This window comes from Paracoccus sp. 08, from assembly GCF_024105395.1.
In the GTDB taxonomy this organism is placed as follows: Bacteria; Pseudomonadota; Alphaproteobacteria; order Rhodobacterales; family Rhodobacteraceae; genus Paracoccus; species Paracoccus marcusii.
The window spans coordinates 93,645-111,011 of sequence record NZ_WEKR01000072.1 but is presented as its reverse complement, the minus strand read 5'-3'; the positions used below and the strand labels follow the sequence as shown (position 1 = coordinate 111,011).

Here is a 17,367-nt window from a genome sequence, read left to right as displayed (position 1 = left end):
ATGTCGGCGAATCAGCCGTAATGCGTGACCGGCGTGCCGGCCAGCACCGACATGTTCAGCAGGCCGCGCGTGGTGATCGAGGGTGTCACGATATGGGCGCGGTTGCCCATGCCCATCAGGATCGGCCCGACCTCCAGGCCGCCCGCGCGCATCTTCAGCGCGTTGCGGACACCCGATGCGGCGTCGGTGCCCGCAAAGACCAGCACGTTCGCCACACCCTGCAGCCGCGAGGTCGGGAAGATGCGTTCGCGCAGCTCGGGGTCCAGGGCCGCGTCCACATGCATCTCGCCGTCATACATGAAGTCGGGCTCGCGTGCGTCCAGCAGCGCCAGGGCGTCGCGCATCTTGCGGCCCGAGTAGCTGTCGGTGTTGCCGAACTGCGAATGGCTGCACAGGGCGATCTTGGGCGTCAGGCCGAACCGACGGACGTGACGCGCGGCGCCCATCACCGTCTCCATGACCTGCTGGGGCGTGGGGTCGTTGTGGCACTGGGTGTCCGCGATGAACAGCGGGCCGTCCTCCAGGATGATCATCGACAGTGCGCCGACCGGGTGCAGCCCGTCGCGGGCCAGGATCTGGCGCACGTATTGCAGGTGCCAGCTGTACTGTCCGAACGTGCCGCAGATCAGGCTGTCGGCCTCGGCCCGGTGCACCATGACGGCGCCGATGGCGGTGGTGTTCGTGCGCATGATCGCACGGGCGATGTCGGGGCTGACCCCGCGCCGCGCCATGATGCCGTGATAGGTCTCCCAATAGTCGCGATAGCGGGGGTCGTTTTCGGGGTTCACGATCTCGAAGTCGACATCCGGACGGATCGGCAGGCCCGCGCGTTCGGCGCGGGTGGCGATCACGTCGGGGCGTCCGATCAGGATCGGGACGTCGGTCGTCTCCTCCAGCATGGCATTGGCGGCGCGCAGGACACGTTCGTCCTCGCCCTCGGCAAAGACGATGCGGCGCGTGGCGGTGGCCGCGGCCTCGAAGACCGGGCGCATTATCAGCGCCGATCGGAAGACCGACCCGTCCAGCTTCTGCTTGTAGGCGGCCATGTCGTCCAGGGGCCGGGTCGCCACACCCGTCTCCATCGCGGCGCGGGCCACGGCGGATGACACGACGCCCATCAGGCGCGGATCGAAGGGCTTGGGGATGAGATAGTCGGCGCCGAAGGTCAGCGTCTCGCCGCGATAGGCGGCGGCGGCCTCGGCCGCGGTGGTCGCGCGGGCCAGGGCGGCGATGCCCTCGATGCAGGCGATCTTCATCTCGTCGTTGATGGTGGTCGCGCCGACGTCCAGCGCGCCGCGGAAGATGAAGGGGAAGCACAGGACGTTGTTGACCTGGTTCGGAAAATCGCTGCGTCCGGTGGCGATGATCGCGTCGGGGGCCACGGCGCGGGCCGCGTCGGGGTCGATCTCGGGGTTGGGGTTCGCCAGCGCGAAGATGATCGGGCGCGGGGCCATGCGACCGACCATCTCGGGCGTCAGAACGCCCGGACCGGACAGGCCCAGGAACAGGTCGGCACCGTCGATCACCTCGGTCAGGCTGCGCTTGTCCGAGGCTTGGGCATAGGCGGCCTTCTGCGGGTTCATGTCGATGTCGCGGCCCTCATGGACCAGGCCGTGGATGTCGCACAGCCAGACGTTCTCGCGCTTGACGCCCAGCTTCAGCAGCATGTTCAGGCAGGCGATGCCCGCCGCCCCGCCGCCGGTCGAGACGATCTTGATGTCCTCGAACCGCTTGCCGGCGATGCGCAGCGCGTTGGTCGCGGCCGCGCCCACCACGATGGCGGTGCCGTGCTGGTCGTCGTGAAAGACCGGGATGTTCATCCGCTCGCGGCAGATCTGTTCGACGATGAAGCAGTCGGGGGCCTTGATGTCCTCCAGGTTCACCGCGCCGAAGGTCGGCTCCAGCGCGCAGACGATCTCGGCCAGCTTGACCGGATCGGGCTCGTTCACCTCGATGTCGAAGCAGTCGATGTTGGCGAATTTCTTGAACAGGACCGCCTTGCCCTCCATCACCGGCTTGGAGGCCAGCGCGCCGATGTTGCCCAGGCCCAGGACGGCCGTGCCGTTCGAGATGACGGCCACCAGGTTGCCCTTGGTGGTATAGCGTGCGGCGGTTGCGGGATCGGCCTTGATCTCCAGGCAGGCTTCGGCGACGCCGGGGGAATAGGCGCGGGCCAGGTCGCGGCCATTGGCCATCGGCTTGGTCGCGCGGATCTCCAGTTTGCCCGGTCGCGGGAACTCGTGATAATCCAGCGCGGCCTGTCTTGCGCTGTCCTGCCTGCGGTCTTCCATCTTTCGCCCCTCCGGTTTCGGAATTGGTTTACCGTTAAACCATTCTGACGTCGGGGAACAGCGGGGTTCTGCGCGCCCGCGCGCGTCTTGCACAACCCCGCCCGCGGGCGCAGATTGGCGGCCAGATCGAACGGGGTGAACCATGACGACGTCATTGCTGGATGCGGCGCGCGACGTGCGCGAACGGGCCTATGTGCCCTATTCGAAATTCAAGGTCGGCGCGGCCATCCGCGGCGCGTCGGGCACCGTCTATCGCGGCTGCAACGTCGAGAACGTGGCCTATCCCGAAGGCACCTGCGCCGAGGCCGGGGCCATCGCCGCGATGGTCGCCGCCGGAGAGACGGAGTTGATCGAGGTCGCCGTCATCGCCGACAGCCCGACCCCCGTGCCGCCCTGCGGCGGCTGCCGCCAGAAGCTGGCGGAATTCGCATCCGCAGAGGTGCCGGTCCTGCTGGCCACGACCGACGGCGCGCAGATGCACACGACCGTGGGCGACCTGCTGCCCGGCCGGTTCGACGCGGGCCACATGGCGCGCACATGACGGATCCGCGTCCTGTCATATCGGCGATCCGCGACGGGCGGGGCCTGGACGGGCCAGGCGCGGCGCTGATCGCGCAGGGGCTGGCCGACGGGTCGGTCAGCGACGCGCAGGCGGGTGCCTTTGCGATGGCGGTGCTGACCAAGGGCATCGGACCGGCGGGCCGCGTGGCGCTGACGCGCGCCATGCGCGATTCGGGGCATGTCCTGCAATGGGACCTGTCGGGTCCGGTGGTGGACAAGCATTCGACCGGCGGCATCGGCGATACGGTGTCGCTTGTGCTGGCGCCGCTTCTGGCCGCGCGCGGGGTGTTCGTGCCGATGATCTCGGGTCGCGGCCTGGGCCATACGGGTGGCACGCTGGACAAGCTGGAGGCGATCCCTGGCTATTTGTGCGACCAGCCTGAGGATGACTTCCGCCGCATCGTGCGCACCGTCGGCTGCGCGATCGTCGCGGCCACGGGCGACGTGGCCCCTGCGGACCGTCGCCTGTACGCGATCCGCGACGAATCGGGGACGGTGGAATCGATCGATTTGATCACCGCGTCGATCCTGTCGAAGAAGCTGGCGGCGGGGCTGGATGCGCTAGTCCTGGACGTCAAGGCGGGGTCGGGCGCCATCCTGAAGAAGGCCGACAGCGCCGGCCGGCTGGCCCAGGCCCTGGTCGAGACCGCGAACGGGGCGGGCTGCCGCACGTCTGCCTTCATCACCGACATGGATCAGCCGCTGGCCCGCAGCGCCGGCAATGCGCTGGAGGTTGCAGAGGCGATCCGCTGCCTGCGCGGAGAGGCGGGCGCGCTGCGCGACCTGACGCTGGCGCTGGCGGCCGAATGCCTGACGCTGGCGGGACGGTCCGCGGACGGTCTGGCCGACACGCTGGACAGCGGCGCCGCAGCCGAGGTGTTCGGCCGCATGGTCGCGGCCCAGGGCGGACCACGCGACCTGCTGGACCGCCCCGAGGCGCATCTGGCCCGCGCGCCGTTGATCCTGCCCATCCCCGCGCCCGCCGCGGGGCGCGTGGGGCGCATCGACGTGACCGCGCTTGGCCACGCGGTCCTAGCGCTCGGCGGTGGACGCGTGCGCGCGGCCGAGGCGATCGACCACCGCGTGGGCCTGGACCGCCTGGCCAAGCTGGGAGAGGAGGTCGGCCCCGACCGCCCCCTGGGCATGGTCCACGCCGCCGACGACACGGCGGCACAGGTGGCCATCGCCGCCGTGCAGGCCGCCTATGTCCTGGGCGACGGCCAGCCCGGCCCACTGATCCGCGACCGGATCGGCGCATGAGCCGGGCGTTCCTGATCGTCATGGACAGCGTGGGCATCGGCGGCGCGCCCGATGCCCACGCCTTCTTCAACGACGGTCGCCCCGATACCGGTGCGAACACCGTCGGGCATATCGCGCAGGCGCGACCGCTGCGGATGCCGGTGCTGGACGGGCTGGGGCTTGGGGCGGCGGTGCGGCTGGCCTCGGGTATCGATGCACCGGGTCTGGGCGCCGAACCCCGCGGCCTGTGGGGCGCGGCATCCGAGGTGTCGCGCGGCAAGGACACCCCCTCTGGCCACTGGGAGATCGCGGGCGTCCCCGTGCCGTGGGACTGGACCTATTTCCCCGACGCCGACCCCGCCTTTCCCGCCGACGTGACCGCGCGGATCTGCCAGCTGGCAGGGACCGACGGCATCCTGGGCAACTGCCACGCATCGGGGACGCAGGTCATCGACGACTTCGGCGCCCGGCATCTGCAGACCGGCTGGCCGATCTGCTATACCTCGGCCGACAGCGTGCTGCAGATCGCGGCGCATGAGGAGGCGTTCGGCCTCGACCGCCTGATCGCGCTGTGTCGCGATCTGTCACCGATGCTGCACGCGATGCGCGTGGGCCGGGTCATTGCGCGGCCCTTTGTCGGCCAACCTGGCGCGTTCCGTCGCACCGGCAACCGCCGCGATTTCGCGATCGCGCCGCCGGGCGACACCATCCTGGACATCGCGCAGGGTGCGGGGCGGGTCACCCATGCCATCGGCAAGATCGGCGACATCTTCAGCCATCGCGGCATCACCCGCCTGCACAAGGGCACCGATGACGCGGCCCTGGCCGAACACGTGGTCCGGCTTGGCACCCAGGCCGAACCCGGCAGCCTGACATTCGCCAACTTCGTCGAATTCGACACCAATTTCGGCCACAGGCGGGACATTCCCGGCTATGCCACGCAACTGGAATGGTTCGACGGCGTCGCGGGCCGGTTCCTGGCGACGCTGTCGCCCGGCGATCTGGCAATCTTCACCGCCGATCACGGCAATGACCCGTCCTGGTCCGGCACCGATCACACCCGCGAGCGCGCCCCCGTGCTGGGCTGGGGCGCGGGCGTGCGCGGCGTGGGGCAGGTGGGCTTTGCCGATATCGGCGCCTCGATCCTTGCGCATCTGGGGCTGCCCGCCCCCCGACACGGGACATCATTCCTATGAAGAAGATCGAACTGCACCTGCATCTGGAGGGTGCCGCGCCACCCGATTTCATCCGCGGCCTGGCTCAGGAAAAACACGCCGACCTGTCCGGCGTCTTCGACGACCGCGGGCATTACGCCTATGACGACTTTCCGGGCTTCCTGCGCTGCTATGAGGCTGCGACCAGCGTCATCAACGGCCCGCGCGACTATGCCCGCCTGCTGGCCGAGGTGCTGGACCGCTGCGCCGAGGAGGGCGTGGTCTATGCGGAACTGTTCGTCTCGCCGGAATTCTGCGGCGGTGCGGACCTGTCGGCCTGGCGCGATCATCTGGCCGCGATGACCGAGGTTGCGGACCGCGCCCGGGCGGACGGCATCGACAGCCGCGGCGTCGTCACCGCGATCCGTCACTTCGGCGCGGATCGTGCGCGCAAAACCGCGCGCTGTGCTGCCGAGACCGCGGGCGGCTGGATCACCGGCTTTGGCATGGGCGGGGCCGAACAGGTCGGCCGGGCCACCGATTACGCTTGGAGCTTTGACTGCGCGGCAGAGGCCGGGTTGGGCCTGACCTGCCATGCAGGCGAATGGGGCGGCCCCGACAGCGTCCGGCAGGCGCTGGACCTGGGCTGCACCCGCATCGGGCATGGCGTGCAGGCGATCGACGACCCTGCGCTGGTGCGCGACCTGGTCGAGCGCGGCGTGACGCTGGAGGTGTGTCCGGGATCGAACATCGCACTTGGGGTCTATCCGTCATGGGGCGCCCATCCCATCGCGCGGCTGGCCGATGCCGGGGTGCGGGTCACCGTGTCCACCGACGATCCGCCGTTCTTCCACACGACGATGCGCCATGAATACGATCGGCTTGCGTCGACCTTTGGCTGGGGCGATACCGAGTTCCGACAGATCAACCAGTGGGCTGCCGACGCCGCGTTCTGCGATGCGTCCACCCGTGACCGCCTGAAAAAGGAATTCGCCTGATGCAACACCTGACCGTCGTCGACCACCCGCTGGTTCAGCACAAGCTGTCGATCATGCGCCAGAAAGAGGTGTCCACCGCCGGTTTCCGCCGCCTTCTGCGCGAGATCAGCCTGCTTCTGGCCTATGAGGTCACGCGAGAGCTGGAGCTGACCACCATGCACATCGAGACGCCCATGTGCGAGATGGAGGCCCCAACGCTGGAGGGCAAGAAGCTGGCCCTGATCTCGATCCTGCGGGCCGGAAACGGGCTGATGGACGGCATCCTGGAGCTAATCCCCGGCGCGCGCGTGGGCTTCGTCGGCCTCTATCGCGACCCCGAGACGCTGAAGCCGGTCGAATACTACTGCAAGGTGCCGCGCGAGCTGGACGCGCGGATGACCATCGTGGTGGACCCGATGCTGGCCACGGGCAATTCGTCGGTCGCGGCCATCGACATGCTGAAGGAGCGCGGCGCCAAGAACATGCGCTTCCTGTGCCTGTTGGCTGCGCCCGAAGGCGTCGAACGCATGCGCGAGGCGCATCCGGACGTGCCGATCTTCACGGCGGCGCTAGACGAACGACTGGACGATCACGGCTATATCGTCCCGGGCCTGGGAGATGCCGGCGACCGGATGTTCGGCACGAAATAAGGCCGCCCGTTAACCGCCGTTTCACGGTTCTGCGCTAGGTCTGGGGCAGGACAACGGAATGGATGGCAGATGATCGGGCACTTGCGGGTCTTGGCGATGCTTTTGCTGGGCGGGGCGGCGCAGGCCGCTCCGACGCCACCGCCCCCCGCCGATTTCGCGGGGACGCAGTATATCGACGGCAACGGCTGCGTCTTCACCCGCAGCGGCCCCGACTGGACCGCGCGTCAGGATGGGCAGGGGCAGACGCTGTGCGGCTTTCCCCCCAGCCTGGACGTCCGGCGCACGGACCCGCTGACGGAACGGGCGCTGCCACTGACCCAGGCACCGCCGCCCGATGTCGAAACCATGCTGCTGGAACAGCTGTCGCGCGACCTGCGCCCCGGCGAATGGACCGCGGACCCGGCCCCGGCCGAAACCCGCGCGGAACCGGCCGCGTCGCGGGTGCCCGATCCGATCCACACCGCGCTGCAGGATGCCCTGACCATGGCGCCGACGCTGCGCGAGGCCACCGGCCTTTCGGGCAGCCCGGAGCTGTGCGCGCGTCTTGGCTACAAGCCGGACCCGTCGGCATCCGCGCAGGGCTCTACCTTGGGGTTGTGCCCAGGCATGCGCGCGGCCACCGCGACGGCGTCGTTGACCACGGGAGTGACCCCGGCACCGCCACGGCCAGAGCCGGCAGCCGTCAGGACGGCCCCCGCGGCGCGGCCGACCGTTGCCGCGACCCCGCGCGCCACCGCCCGTCGTGCGGCCTCACCGACCCCTGCGGCGCCCGTCGCCGCTGCGCCCAAGCCTATGGCTGTGCCGGGACCAGAGATGATCCCGGCATCGGCGCGGTATGTTCAGGTCGGTTCCTATGGCGACGAGGGGAACGCGATGATCGTGCTGCGGGCGCTGGCCGCGCGCGGCTATCCGACGGGGCAGGGGCGGACAACGGATGGGACGAAACCGCTGCGGCTGATCATGGCGGGACCCTTTACCGACCGGCAGGCCCTGATCGCCGCGCTGAACGACCTGCGGGCGAACGGCTATCCCAAGGCGGTGGCGCGCTAGGCGCTGCGCACCGCCTCGATCATCCGGGCGACGTTGTCGGGATCTGCGTCAGGGGTGATCCCGTGACCCAGGTTGAAGACATGCGGACCGCTGCGCAGGGCGCGGGTGATCCGCTGCGCCTCGGCGACAAGTTCGGGCCCGCCCGTGACCATGTGCCGCGGGTCCATGTTGCCTTGGACGCAGCCCTCGGTCTGGACGTGGCGGGCGGCCCAATCGGTCGACACCGAATTGTCCAGCGCGACGCAGTCGGCYCCGACCGCCGCCCGAAAGCCGACATAACGCTCGCCCGCCTCACGGGGGAATGCGATGACAGGCACGCCGGGATGACGCGCCTTCAGCGCGGCGATGATCCGCTTGGCCGGAGCGATCGCGAAGTCGTCGAAATCCTGGCCCTTCAGGCTGCCGGCCCAGCTGTCGAACAGCTTGACGACTTCGGCCCCGGCCTCGATCTGGCGTGACAGGTAATGGATCGTGGCATCCGTGATCAGGTCGATCAACGCGGCGAATGTCGCGCGGTCCTGATCCTTCAGCAGATGCGCAGGACCTTGATCCTTGGTGCCGCGGCCCGCGACCATATAAGTTGCGACCGTCCATGGCGCGCCGGCAAAGCCGATCAGGGCGGTTTCCCGCGGCAGTTCGCGTGACAGGATCCGCAGCGTCTCATAGACGGGTGCCAGCTGCGCATCGACCTGATCCGCCGGTTTCAGCCGCGCCAAATCTGACGCGCTGGTGACGGTGGATAGCCGCGGTCCTTCTCCGGTGACGAACCACAGGTCGGCGCCAAGGGCCTGGGGGATCAGCAGGATGTCGGCAAAAAGGATCGCGGCATCAAAGCCAAAGCGGCGGATCGGCTGCAGCGTGACCTCGGCGGCAAGGTCGGGATTGTAGCAGAGCGACAGGAAATCGCCCGCCTGCGCGCGCGTCGCACGGTATTCCGGCAGATAGCGCCCGGCTTGACGCATCATCCAGATCGGCGGGGTGGGCAGGGTCTCGCCGGCCAGGGCGCGCAGCAGAAGTTTGGTCATGGGGCCTCCTGCGCCCCTTGAAGGTCAGGCGACAGGCGTTGTCAAGCGCAGCCCCGGCGGCTATGCCGTGGCGCATGACACAGATGCCCACTCCCACCCGACCGCTTCGGATCGGCACGCGCGGATCGGTCCTGGCCTTGGCGCAGGCCCATGAGACGCGCGATCGCCTGATGGCTGCGCATGGCCTGCCGCAGGACGCGTTCCAGATCATTCCGATCAAGACAACCGGCGACCGCGTCCTGGACCGCCCCCTGTCGCAGATCGGCGGCAAGGGCCTGTTCACCCGCGAGATCGAGGAGGCCCTGACCGAGGGCGCGATCGACATCGCCGTGCATTCGATGAAGGACATGCCCACGCTGCAACCGGACGGCTTGATCATCGACTGCCTTCTGCCGCGGGAGGATGTCCGGGACGCCTTTGTCAGCCCGCACGTGGCCTCGATCACCGCGCTGCCCCAGGGGGCGGTTGTTGGTTCCTCCAGCCTGCGCCGGCGCGCCCAATTGGCACACCGTCGTCCCGATCTGCAGTTGGTGGAATTTCGGGGGAATGTGCAGACGCGCCTGCAGAAGCTTGCGGACGGGGTTGCCGTGGCGACCTTCCTGGCAATGGCGGGCCTGTCGCGGCTGGACATGCGTCATGTCGCTCAAAGCGCCATCGATCCGGACGAGATGCTGCCCGCTGTCGCACAGGGCGCCATCGGCATCGAGCGCCGTGCCGACGATCAGGGCTGTGCGATGCTGCTGTCGTCGATCAACGATCCGCTGACGGCGCTGCGGATTGAGGCAGAGCGTGCCTTCCTGCGCCGCTTGGACGGGTCCTGCCAGACGCCCATCGCGGGGCTTGCCACGCTGGATGGTGACCGCATGACGCTGCGTGGTGAAATCCTGCGCCCGGATGGCAGCGAGGTCGTGGCCGGTGTCCGTGATGGTCTGACATCGGATGGCGCGGCCATGGGCACGGATCTGGCGGAGGAACTGCTGTCCCGCGCCGGACCCGGCTTTCTGATCGCCTGAGGATATGCCGGGGCACAGCCCCGGCAAGCGAGTCAATAGCTGCGGATCAGTCCGACCAGCCGGCCCTGGATGCGCACGCGGTCCTCGGGAAGAAGCCGCGTCTCGTAGGCCGGGTTGGCGGCCTCCAGCGCGATCATCGATCCTTTGCGGCGATAGCGCTTCAGGGTGGCTTCTTGATTGTCCACCAAGGCCACGATGATGTCGCCCGTCTCTGCGGTGTCCTGTTCGCGGATTACCACGACGTCGCCATCGTTGATGCCGGCCTCGATCATCGAATCGCCGGTCACCTCAAGCGCGTAGTGATGTTCACGGCCCGACAGCATCGTTCCCGGCACTGCCACATGGTGCGACACTTCGGAAATCGCCTCGATCGGCACGCCGGCGGCGATACGGCCCATCAGGGGCAACTGAACCGCAGGGCTGTCGACGACCGTCATCGCGCCGCGCGATCGAGCGGGGCGCGTGTTCGAGATGACGCGCGGCGTAAAGGCCGGACGCGTCTCCTCCGGGGCGGCGTCGGTCAGGTGGGACAGGGCGTCGGGCAGGCGAAGCACCTCGAGCGCGCGGGCGCGGTGCGGCAGGCGCCGGATGAAGCCTCGTTCTTCCAGCGCGGTCACAAGCCTGTGGATGCCGGACTTGGACCGCAGGTCCAAAGCGTCCTTCATCTCGTCGAAGGAAGGCGGCACGCCGTCCCGCGCCATCCGCCTCTGGATGAACTCAAGCAGTTGGATCTGCTTTTTCGTCAACATGGCCCGCCCTTTTCTTCGTGTTCCGCGTCTGTTCTAGCTTATCCACAGAATCGCGTCAATCAGTTGACCGTGAAAGGGTGAAAAAACAGTTAACTAGCGGCAAGGGGAATGTAATCGACCAGATCGCCCGCCGATCTGGCCGGATCATGCGGCGGACGAACCAGCAGCGCATTCGCCTGCGCCATCAGCGCCAGCCGTGCCGAATCCTGATCCGCAAAAGGCGCGATCAGGGGCAGGTCCTCGCCCGCAGCCAATGTCGCCCGCAGGTAATGCTGGCGGGGTCCTTCAGCCGGCAGGTCACGGGCCAGCCGCGCCTTGCGCAATGGCGTATCCGCCGGAAGCCCCTGCATCGCGCGGATCAGCGGCTGCATGAACAGAACTGCGCAAACCATTGCCGAAACGGGATTTCCCGGCAGGCCCAGCATGGCGCCTTCCGCCATCCGGCCCGCCATCAGCGGCTTTCCGGGACGCAGCGCGACCTTGTAGAAGGCCTGTTCGATACCATGTTCCTGCGCCATCTTGCCGATCAGGTCATGGTCGCCGACTGATGCGCCGCCGATGGTGACCAGCAGATCCGCGTCCGCCGCCGCGCGAAAACTGGCACGCAGGCTGTCCTCGGTGTCGCGCGCGATCGGCAGGATATGCGGCTCACCGCCAGCATCACGGACCATGGCCGCAATGGCCAGGTCGTTCGAGCTGATGATCTGACCCTCCGCAGGGTCCGTGCCGGGGGGAACCAATTCATCGCCGCCCGCCAGGATGGCGACGCGGGGGCGCGCGGCGACCGTGATCTTATCCACGTTCATCGCGGCCAGCAGACCGATATGAGCGGCGCCCAAGATGATCCCCGGCGCGACGGTATCGCCTTGCGCAAAGTCGTTGCCGCGCGCCCGGATGTTGCTGCCCCCGGATCGGGTCACAACGCGGATCACGTCGCCGTCGCGGTCCACGTTCTCCTGCAGTTCGACATGGTCAAAGCCTTGCGGCACCGGTGCACCGGTGAAGATGCGGATGGCGGTGCCTGGGCGGGCAGTGCCGACCCACGGATGGCCTGCCGCGCTGGTGCCGATCACGGTCAGGGCGTCGTCCAGATCGGCCGCCCGCGTCGCATAGCCGTCCATCGCGGACGCGTCGAAGGGTGGCTGGGTCAGCCGGGACACGGCGGGCTGCAGCAGGGCGCGGCCATGGGCGTCGGCCAGGGACACAATCTCGGGGCGCGGCGGGTTGGAAAGGGCCAGAACGCGTTCAAGGGCCTCGGCGACCGAGATCATCGCGGCGCCTCGTAGGGGCCGGACTTGCCGCCATCCTTGCGCAGCAGGCGGATGTCCTGAATTTCCATCGACTTCTGCGCCGCCTTCAGCATGTCGTATACGGTCAGGCAAGCGGTCGTGACGGCGGTCAGCGCCTCCATCTCGACCCCGGTGCGGCCGGTGGTGCGGACGGTCGCGGTAACGCGGATACCGGGCAGGTCTGGATCGGCCACAAGGTCGACCGCGACCTTGGCCAGCGCCAGCGGATGGCACAGCGGGATCAGATCGGCGGTGCGCTTTGCGCCCATGATGCCCGCCAGGCGCGCCACGCCCAGCACGTCGCCCTTGGCCACACCCCCCTGCGCGAGGGTCAACGTCTCGGGTGTCATGATAACGCAGCCCGTGGCCACAGCTTCGCGCGCGGTTTCGGACTTGGCCGAGATGTCGACCATATGCGCCTGACCGGCGGCGTCGAAATGCGTCAGGGTCATGCTGCGACGTCCAGGATGGCGCGGGTGGCGGCGGTCACGTCGGCCTGACGCATCAGGCTTTCGCCGATCAGGAAGCGCCGCGCGCCGGTCTGCATCATCGCGCCCAGGTCCGCCGGGGTGAACAGCCCGCTTTCGCAGACCAGCTGGCGGTCGTCCGGGATGCGCGGTGCAAGGTCGCGCGTTACGTCAAGTGTGACCTCGAAGGTCTTGAGATTGCGGTTGTTCACGCCGATCAACGGTGATTTCAGGCGCAGGGCGCGGTCCAGTTCGGGCGCGTCATGCACCTCGATCAGGACGTCCATGCCCCAGCCCATCGCCGCATCCTCCAGGTCGCGGGCCTGGGCGTCGTCGACCGAGGCCATGATGATCAGGATGCAATCCGCGCCCCAGGCCCTGGCCTCTGTCACCTGATAGGTGTCGTAGAGGAAATCCTTGCGCAGCGCCGGCAGGTCGCAGGCGGCGCGTGCGGCCGTCAGGAACGCGGGCGCGCCCTGAAAGCTGGGGCCGTCGGTCAGCACCGACAGGCAGGCCGCGCCGCCCGCCTGATAGGCACGGGCCAGCGACGGCGGATCGAAATCGGGCCGGATCAGGCCCTTGGACGGGCTGGCCTTCTTGATCTCGGCGATCAGGGCGGGGCCGCCGGCTGCGGCCCGGTCCAGCGCGCGGGCAAAGCCGCGGGGGGCGTCGGCCGCACGGGCCTGCGCGTCGAGGTCGGCCAGCGGACGCGCGGCCTTGGCGGCGGCGATCTCTTCCAGCTTGTAGGCCTTGATCTTGTCCAGAATATCCATGCCCCCGTTCTATCCCCACCGCGCGGGCGGGGAAAGGGGGCGCGGCGGTCAGCCGGTCCAGTCGATGGCCGCACGCCCCTGGTCCGTCAGCCAGTCGTTGATGCGGCTGAAGGGCCGCGATCCAAAGAACCCGCGCCGGGCCGACAGGGGCGAGGGATGGGCCGTGGCGATCACCAGATCCTGCGCGCGCGGCAGGCCCGCCACCGCTTTCCGCGCGTGATTGCCCCACAGCACGAAGGCCAGCGGACCGTGCGCCTGCGCCTCGGCAACGGCCTGTCGGGCCAGCCTTTCCCAGCCCAAGCCCGCATGGGCTCCTGCCTGTCCGGGCACGACCGACAGTGCGGTGTTCAGCAGCAGCACGCCCTGACGCGCCCAATGCGACAGATCACCCGTGGCGGGCGCATCGCCCAGATCGTCGCGCAGCTCGGCAAAGATATTGCGCAGCGACCGGGGCAGCGGCGTGTCGGGCGTAACCGAGAATGCCAACCCGTTCGCATGGCCCGGTGTCGGATAGGGATCCTGACCCAGGATCACGACGCGCACATCCCGCGGCGATGTCGCCTGCAGGGCCGCGAAGATCCGATCAGGCCCGGGCAGGAACGCCGTGTCCGCCAGCCGGTCGCGGATCGCCGGCCAGTCGTCCCGAAAGAACGGCAGATGCGCCCAGTCCGACGGGGGCGTCATGATTCGGGTGCGCCGGTGACCTGCGCCAGCGCCACCAGCCGCGCCTTTGCCGCGCCGCTGTCCAGCGATTCGGCGGCCATCCGGGCTCCGTCGCGCAGGTCGGAAACCCGCCCCGCGATCAGCAGCGCAGCGGCCGCGTTCAGCAGGACCGCGTCGCGATAGGCGCCCCGTTCGCCGTCCAGCAGGGCCCGGAAGGCTGCGGCATTGTGCGACGGCTCTCCGCCCACGATCGCGGCGAAGGGATGGCGGGAAAGGCCCGCATCCTCGGGGGCGATGGTGAATTCGGTGATCTGGCCGTCCTGCAGCGCGGCCACGTGGCTGTCCTCGGCGATCGACAGCTCGTCCGTGCCGTCGCCGCCATGCACCAGCCAGGCCGATGTCGACCCCAGGTCGCGCAGCACCTCGGCCATGGGGCGCAGCCAGTCGGCACTGAACGCGCCGGTCAGCTGGCGGCGAACCCCGGCCGGATTGGTCAACGGTCCCAAAAGGTTGAAGACGGTGCGCGTGCCCAGTTCGGTCCGGGGCGGGCCGACATGGCGCATCGCCGGATGGTGCATCGGCGCCATCATGAAGCAGATGCCCGCCTGGTCCAGCGCGCGCTGCGCCACGGCGGGGCCGCCCAGCACGTTGATGCCCATCTGGGTCAGCGCATCGGCCGCCCCGGATTTCGACGACAGGTTGCGGTTGCCGTGCTTGGCCACGGGCACGCCGGCCCCCGCCACGACAAAGGCCGTCGCGGTCGAGATGTTCAGCGTCCCCTTGCCGTCGCCGCCGGTGCCCACGATGTCCATCGCGCCATCGGGGGCGGTGACGCGGTTCATGCGGGCGCGCATGGCGCGGGCGGCGGCTGCGATCTCGTCCACGGTTTCGCCGCGCACGCGCAAGGCCATCAGCAGGCCGCCGATCTGGGCGGGGGTCGCCGCACCGTCGAACAGCGCAGAGAAGGCGGCCTCGGCCTCGGATCCCGTCAGGGGGCGTTCGGCGGCAAGGCCGATCAGGGGTCGGATGTCCGTCATGCGGCGTCCTTGCGGACGGTGCAGCGGTCCAGGAAGTTGCGGATCATCTCGTGTCCGAACTGCGAGGCGATGGATTCGGGGTGGAACTGGACGCCCTCGATCGGCAGGTCGGAATGGATCAGGCCCATGATCGTGCCGTCGTCCGACGTCGCGGTGACGCGCAGGCAGTTCGGCAGGGTCTCGGGTTCGACGGTCAGCGAATGATAGCGGGTGGCGTTCAGCGGCGATTGCAGCCCCGAAAAGACGCCTGTGCCGTCATGGCTGATCGCGTCGACCTTGCCATGTAGGATGCGGTTGGCGCGCACAACGCGACCGCCGAACGCCTCTCCGATCGCCTGGTGGCCCAGGCACACCCCGAACAGCGGCACGGCGTGGTCCGCAGCCGCGCGGATCAGGTCCAGGCAGATCCCGGCCTGCGCCGGATCGCACGGACCCGGAGAGATCACGATCCCGTCCGGCGCCATCGCCAGAGCCTCGTCCACGGTGATCTGGTCGTTGCGGCGCACGACGACCTCGGCCCCGGCCTCGCCAATGTAATGGACAAGGTTCCAGGTGAAGCTGTCGTAATTGTCGATCAGAAGGATCATCGATGCACCTTGCGGCCAGAAGAAGGGGGGCGGTTTCCCCCGGAAAAAGCGTCCGCTATAGATGGGCCAAAGCGCCACCGGGGGTCAAGACCGGGCGGACGCACAGCACGGACGGGGCAGGGATGGCACGGGGATTTCTGGCGGGGGCGGCGACGGGCGGGCTGGTTGGGGCCCTGGCGCTGGCCGGGCTGTCGCTGGCGGTGCCGCTGGCGCCGCCGGGGCGCGACGCGCTGTCGATCGGCATGCCGATCGGGTCCGAATTCGGACGCGGGGGCGACGTCTCGCCGACCTTGCCCGCGCCCAGTGCGGCCAGCCTGCGCGATGCGGCCACGCCCGCCGCGGTGCCCGCACCCCAGGATGAACCGGCCCCCGTGACGAATGACACGATGCGCCCCAGCCTGCAGCCCACGGACCGGATGCCCGCGCAACCCGCGCCCGACATGGCCGCCGATGCGCCCGGCCTGACCCTGCGCGACGATACGCCGGTGACGGTGACCGGCCCCGCGCCCCAGCCCGCGATCCGCGCGGCGCAGGACGGATTGCCGCGGATCGCGCCGTCGGACGATGTGCCGCTGGACCGGGCGCCCGCGATGCCCGCGCCGGCGCTGGACCTGTCGCTGCCACCGGACCTGACCGACCTTCGCAGAATGGAACGAGACTGACATGCGCCCGCTGAACCCCGCCCTTGCCGCGACCTTTGCCCCCCCGGTGATGGAGGCGCGCCGCTGGCTGAGCGGCGTCAGCTTCCCCGCCGACCGACCCCTGATCAATGTCAGCCAAGCCGCCCCCGTCGATCCGCCGCCCGAAGGGCTGCGCCGGGCCATCGCCGAGGCGGCCCTGCACCGACCCGAGGCGCATCTGTACGGCCCCGTCCTGGGCAACAGCGATCTGCGCGATGCCGTGGCGGCGCAGTTTTCCGCCGCCTATGGTGGTGCTCTGACGGGGACCAACGTCGCGATCACCCAAGGGTGCAACCAGGCGTTCTGCGCGGTCATGGCGACGCTGGCCGGGCAGGGCGATCAGGTGATCGTGCCGACGCCTTGGTACTTCAATCACAAGATGTGGCTGGACATGGCGGGCGTCGCCACGGTCCCGCTGCCCTGCGGGGCCGACATGCTGCCCGACCCCGATCACGCGGCGGCGTTGATCACGCCCGGCACGCGGGCGATCGTGCTGGTCACGCCGAACAATCCGTCGGGCGCGGAATACCCGGCCGATCTTGTGGGGCGGTTCTTCGATCTGGCGCAGGCGCACGGGATCGCGCTGGTGGTGGACGAGACCTATCGCGATTTCGACAGCCGCGACGGGGCACCGCACGATCTGCTGACCCGGCCTGACTGGGACGGGACGCTGATCCAGCTATACAGCTTTTCCAAGGCCTATCGCCTGACCGGGCATCGCGTCGGCGCCATCGTCGCCGGCATCGAGCGGCTGCAGCAGGTCGAGAAGTTCCTGGACACCGTGGCCATCTCTCCGTCGCAACTGGGTCAGATCGGCGCGGTCTGGGGGATGGAGCATCTGCAGGACTGGCTGGCCGGAGAGCGGGCCGAGATCCTGGCGCGCCGCGCCGCCGCCGCGGCCGCCCTTGGCGCCTTGCCCGGCTGGCGGTTGAAAAGCGCGGGGGCGTATTTCGCATGGGTCGAACACCCGTTCGCCGAAGGCTCGGCCGACCTGGCGCGGCGGATGGTTCGGGACGCAGGCGTCCTGGCGCTGCCCGGAACGATGTTCACGCCCGAGGGCGACGCCACGGGCCCGCGCCACCTGCGCATTGCGTTCGCCAATGTCGACGCGGCCGGAATCGCGGCGCTGGCGGACCGGCTGGCCGGCCTTTCGGCCTGATCC

General features: G+C 69.1%; 18 protein-coding genes. 9 read left to right on the top strand and 9 right to left on the bottom strand.

Annotated features, from left to right (window positions below; genetic code table 11):
• Positions 1–11 precede the first annotated feature (11 nt).
• Positions 12–2,291, bottom strand: coding sequence for an NADP-dependent malic enzyme (locus tag GBO37_RS19365; RefSeq protein WP_252930510.1), 2,280 nt, complete (start codon positions 2,289–2,291; stop codon positions 12–14).
• A 142-nt stretch (positions 2,292–2,433) separates the two neighbouring features.
• Between GBO37_RS19365 and GBO37_RS19360 the strand changes: the two genes are divergently transcribed.
• The 6 genes from GBO37_RS19360 (at position 2,434) to GBO37_RS19335 (ending at position 7,922) form a co-directional block, all read left to right on the top strand.
• A complete protein-coding gene (locus GBO37_RS19360) occupies positions 2,434–2,832 on the top strand; it encodes a cytidine deaminase (protein WP_139597575.1) in 399 nt (132 codons plus the stop codon).
• Positions 2,829–4,112: a thymidine phosphorylase gene (locus tag GBO37_RS19355; protein ID WP_252930509.1), complete on the top strand. Its 1,284-nt coding sequence runs from the start codon at positions 2,829–2,831 to the stop codon at positions 4,110–4,112. The genes GBO37_RS19360 and GBO37_RS19355 overlap by 4 nt, the downstream gene beginning before the upstream one ends.
• The gene (locus GBO37_RS19350; RefSeq protein ID WP_252930508.1) at positions 4,109–5,287 is read left to right on the top strand and encodes a phosphopentomutase; all 1,179 of its coding nucleotides are present in this window, start codon (positions 4,109–4,111) and stop codon (positions 5,285–5,287) included. Before GBO37_RS19355 ends, GBO37_RS19350 begins: the two co-directional genes overlap by 4 nt.
• A complete protein-coding gene (locus tag GBO37_RS19345; protein ID WP_252930529.1) occupies positions 5,278–6,243 on the top strand; it encodes an adenosine deaminase in 966 nt (321 codons plus the stop codon). The genes GBO37_RS19350 and GBO37_RS19345 overlap by 10 nt, the downstream gene beginning before the upstream one ends.
• Complete coding sequence (upp, locus tag GBO37_RS19340; RefSeq protein WP_176695016.1) at positions 6,243–6,872, top strand: uracil phosphoribosyltransferase; 630 nt, start codon at positions 6,243–6,245, stop codon at positions 6,870–6,872. Before GBO37_RS19345 ends, upp begins: the two co-directional genes overlap by 1 nt.
• 69 nt (positions 6,873–6,941) lie before the next feature.
• Complete coding sequence (locus GBO37_RS19335) at positions 6,942–7,922, top strand: SPOR domain-containing protein (RefSeq protein WP_252930507.1); 981 nt, start codon at positions 6,942–6,944, stop codon at positions 7,920–7,922.
• Here the strand turns inward: GBO37_RS19335 and hemE are convergent.
• On the bottom strand, positions 7,919–8,947 hold the full coding sequence (gene hemE / locus GBO37_RS19330) for a uroporphyrinogen decarboxylase (protein ID WP_252930506.1): 1,029 nt from the start codon (positions 8,945–8,947) through the stop codon (positions 7,919–7,921). The two genes, GBO37_RS19335 and hemE, sit on opposite strands and share 4 nt — an antisense overlap.
• A gap of 74 nt (positions 8,948–9,021) precedes the next feature.
• Between hemE and hemC the strand changes: the two genes are divergently transcribed.
• The gene (gene hemC / locus GBO37_RS19325) at positions 9,022–9,960 is read left to right on the top strand and encodes a hydroxymethylbilane synthase (RefSeq protein WP_252930505.1); all 939 of its coding nucleotides are present in this window, start codon (positions 9,022–9,024) and stop codon (positions 9,958–9,960) included.
• Between the two features lie 32 nt (positions 9,961–9,992).
• Here the strand turns inward: hemC and lexA are convergent, their stop codons facing one another.
• From lexA to GBO37_RS19290, 7 genes are all read right to left on the bottom strand, one after another.
• Complete coding sequence (gene lexA, locus GBO37_RS19320; RefSeq protein ID WP_252930504.1) at positions 9,993–10,709, bottom strand: transcriptional repressor LexA; 717 nt, start codon at positions 10,707–10,709, stop codon at positions 9,993–9,995.
• 89 nt (positions 10,710–10,798) lie between these two features.
• Positions 10,799–11,980 (bottom strand): gephyrin-like molybdotransferase Glp, encoded by a 1,182-nt coding sequence (glp, locus tag GBO37_RS19315; RefSeq protein WP_252930503.1) that lies wholly within the window; start codon positions 11,978–11,980, stop codon positions 10,799–10,801.
• Positions 11,977–12,450 (bottom strand): cyclic pyranopterin monophosphate synthase MoaC, encoded by a 474-nt coding sequence (moaC, locus tag GBO37_RS19310; protein ID WP_252930502.1) that lies wholly within the window; start codon positions 12,448–12,450, stop codon positions 11,977–11,979. Before moaC ends, glp begins: the two co-directional genes overlap by 4 nt.
• Positions 12,447–13,238 (bottom strand): indole-3-glycerol phosphate synthase TrpC, encoded by a 792-nt coding sequence (trpC, locus tag GBO37_RS19305; protein ID WP_252930501.1) that lies wholly within the window; start codon positions 13,236–13,238, stop codon positions 12,447–12,449. Before trpC ends, moaC begins: the two co-directional genes overlap by 4 nt.
• A gap of 48 nt (positions 13,239–13,286) precedes the next feature.
• The gene (locus GBO37_RS19300) at positions 13,287–13,922 is read right to left on the bottom strand and encodes a uracil-DNA glycosylase (RefSeq protein ID WP_252930500.1); all 636 of its coding nucleotides are present in this window, start codon (positions 13,920–13,922) and stop codon (positions 13,287–13,289) included.
• Positions 13,919–14,938, bottom strand: a complete 1,020-nt coding sequence (trpD, locus tag GBO37_RS19295) for an anthranilate phosphoribosyltransferase (RefSeq protein ID WP_127898391.1) — start codon at positions 14,936–14,938, stop codon at positions 13,919–13,921. The genes GBO37_RS19300 and trpD overlap by 4 nt, the downstream gene beginning before the upstream one ends.
• Complete coding sequence (locus tag GBO37_RS19290) at positions 14,935–15,525, bottom strand: aminodeoxychorismate/anthranilate synthase component II (RefSeq protein ID WP_252930499.1); 591 nt, start codon at positions 15,523–15,525, stop codon at positions 14,935–14,937. The genes trpD and GBO37_RS19290 overlap by 4 nt, the downstream gene beginning before the upstream one ends.
• 122 nt (positions 15,526–15,647) lie before the next feature.
• On the opposite strand from GBO37_RS19290, the gene GBO37_RS19285 reads away from it, so the two are divergent.
• Positions 15,648–16,187: a hypothetical protein gene (locus GBO37_RS19285; RefSeq protein WP_252930498.1), complete on the top strand. Its 540-nt coding sequence runs from the start codon at positions 15,648–15,650 to the stop codon at positions 16,185–16,187.
• Position 16,188: 1 nt separating this feature from the next.
• Positions 16,189–17,364 (top strand): aminotransferase, encoded by a 1,176-nt coding sequence (locus GBO37_RS19280; RefSeq protein WP_252930497.1) that lies wholly within the window; start codon positions 16,189–16,191, stop codon positions 17,362–17,364.
• The last annotated feature ends 3 nt before the right edge of the window (positions 17,365–17,367 follow it).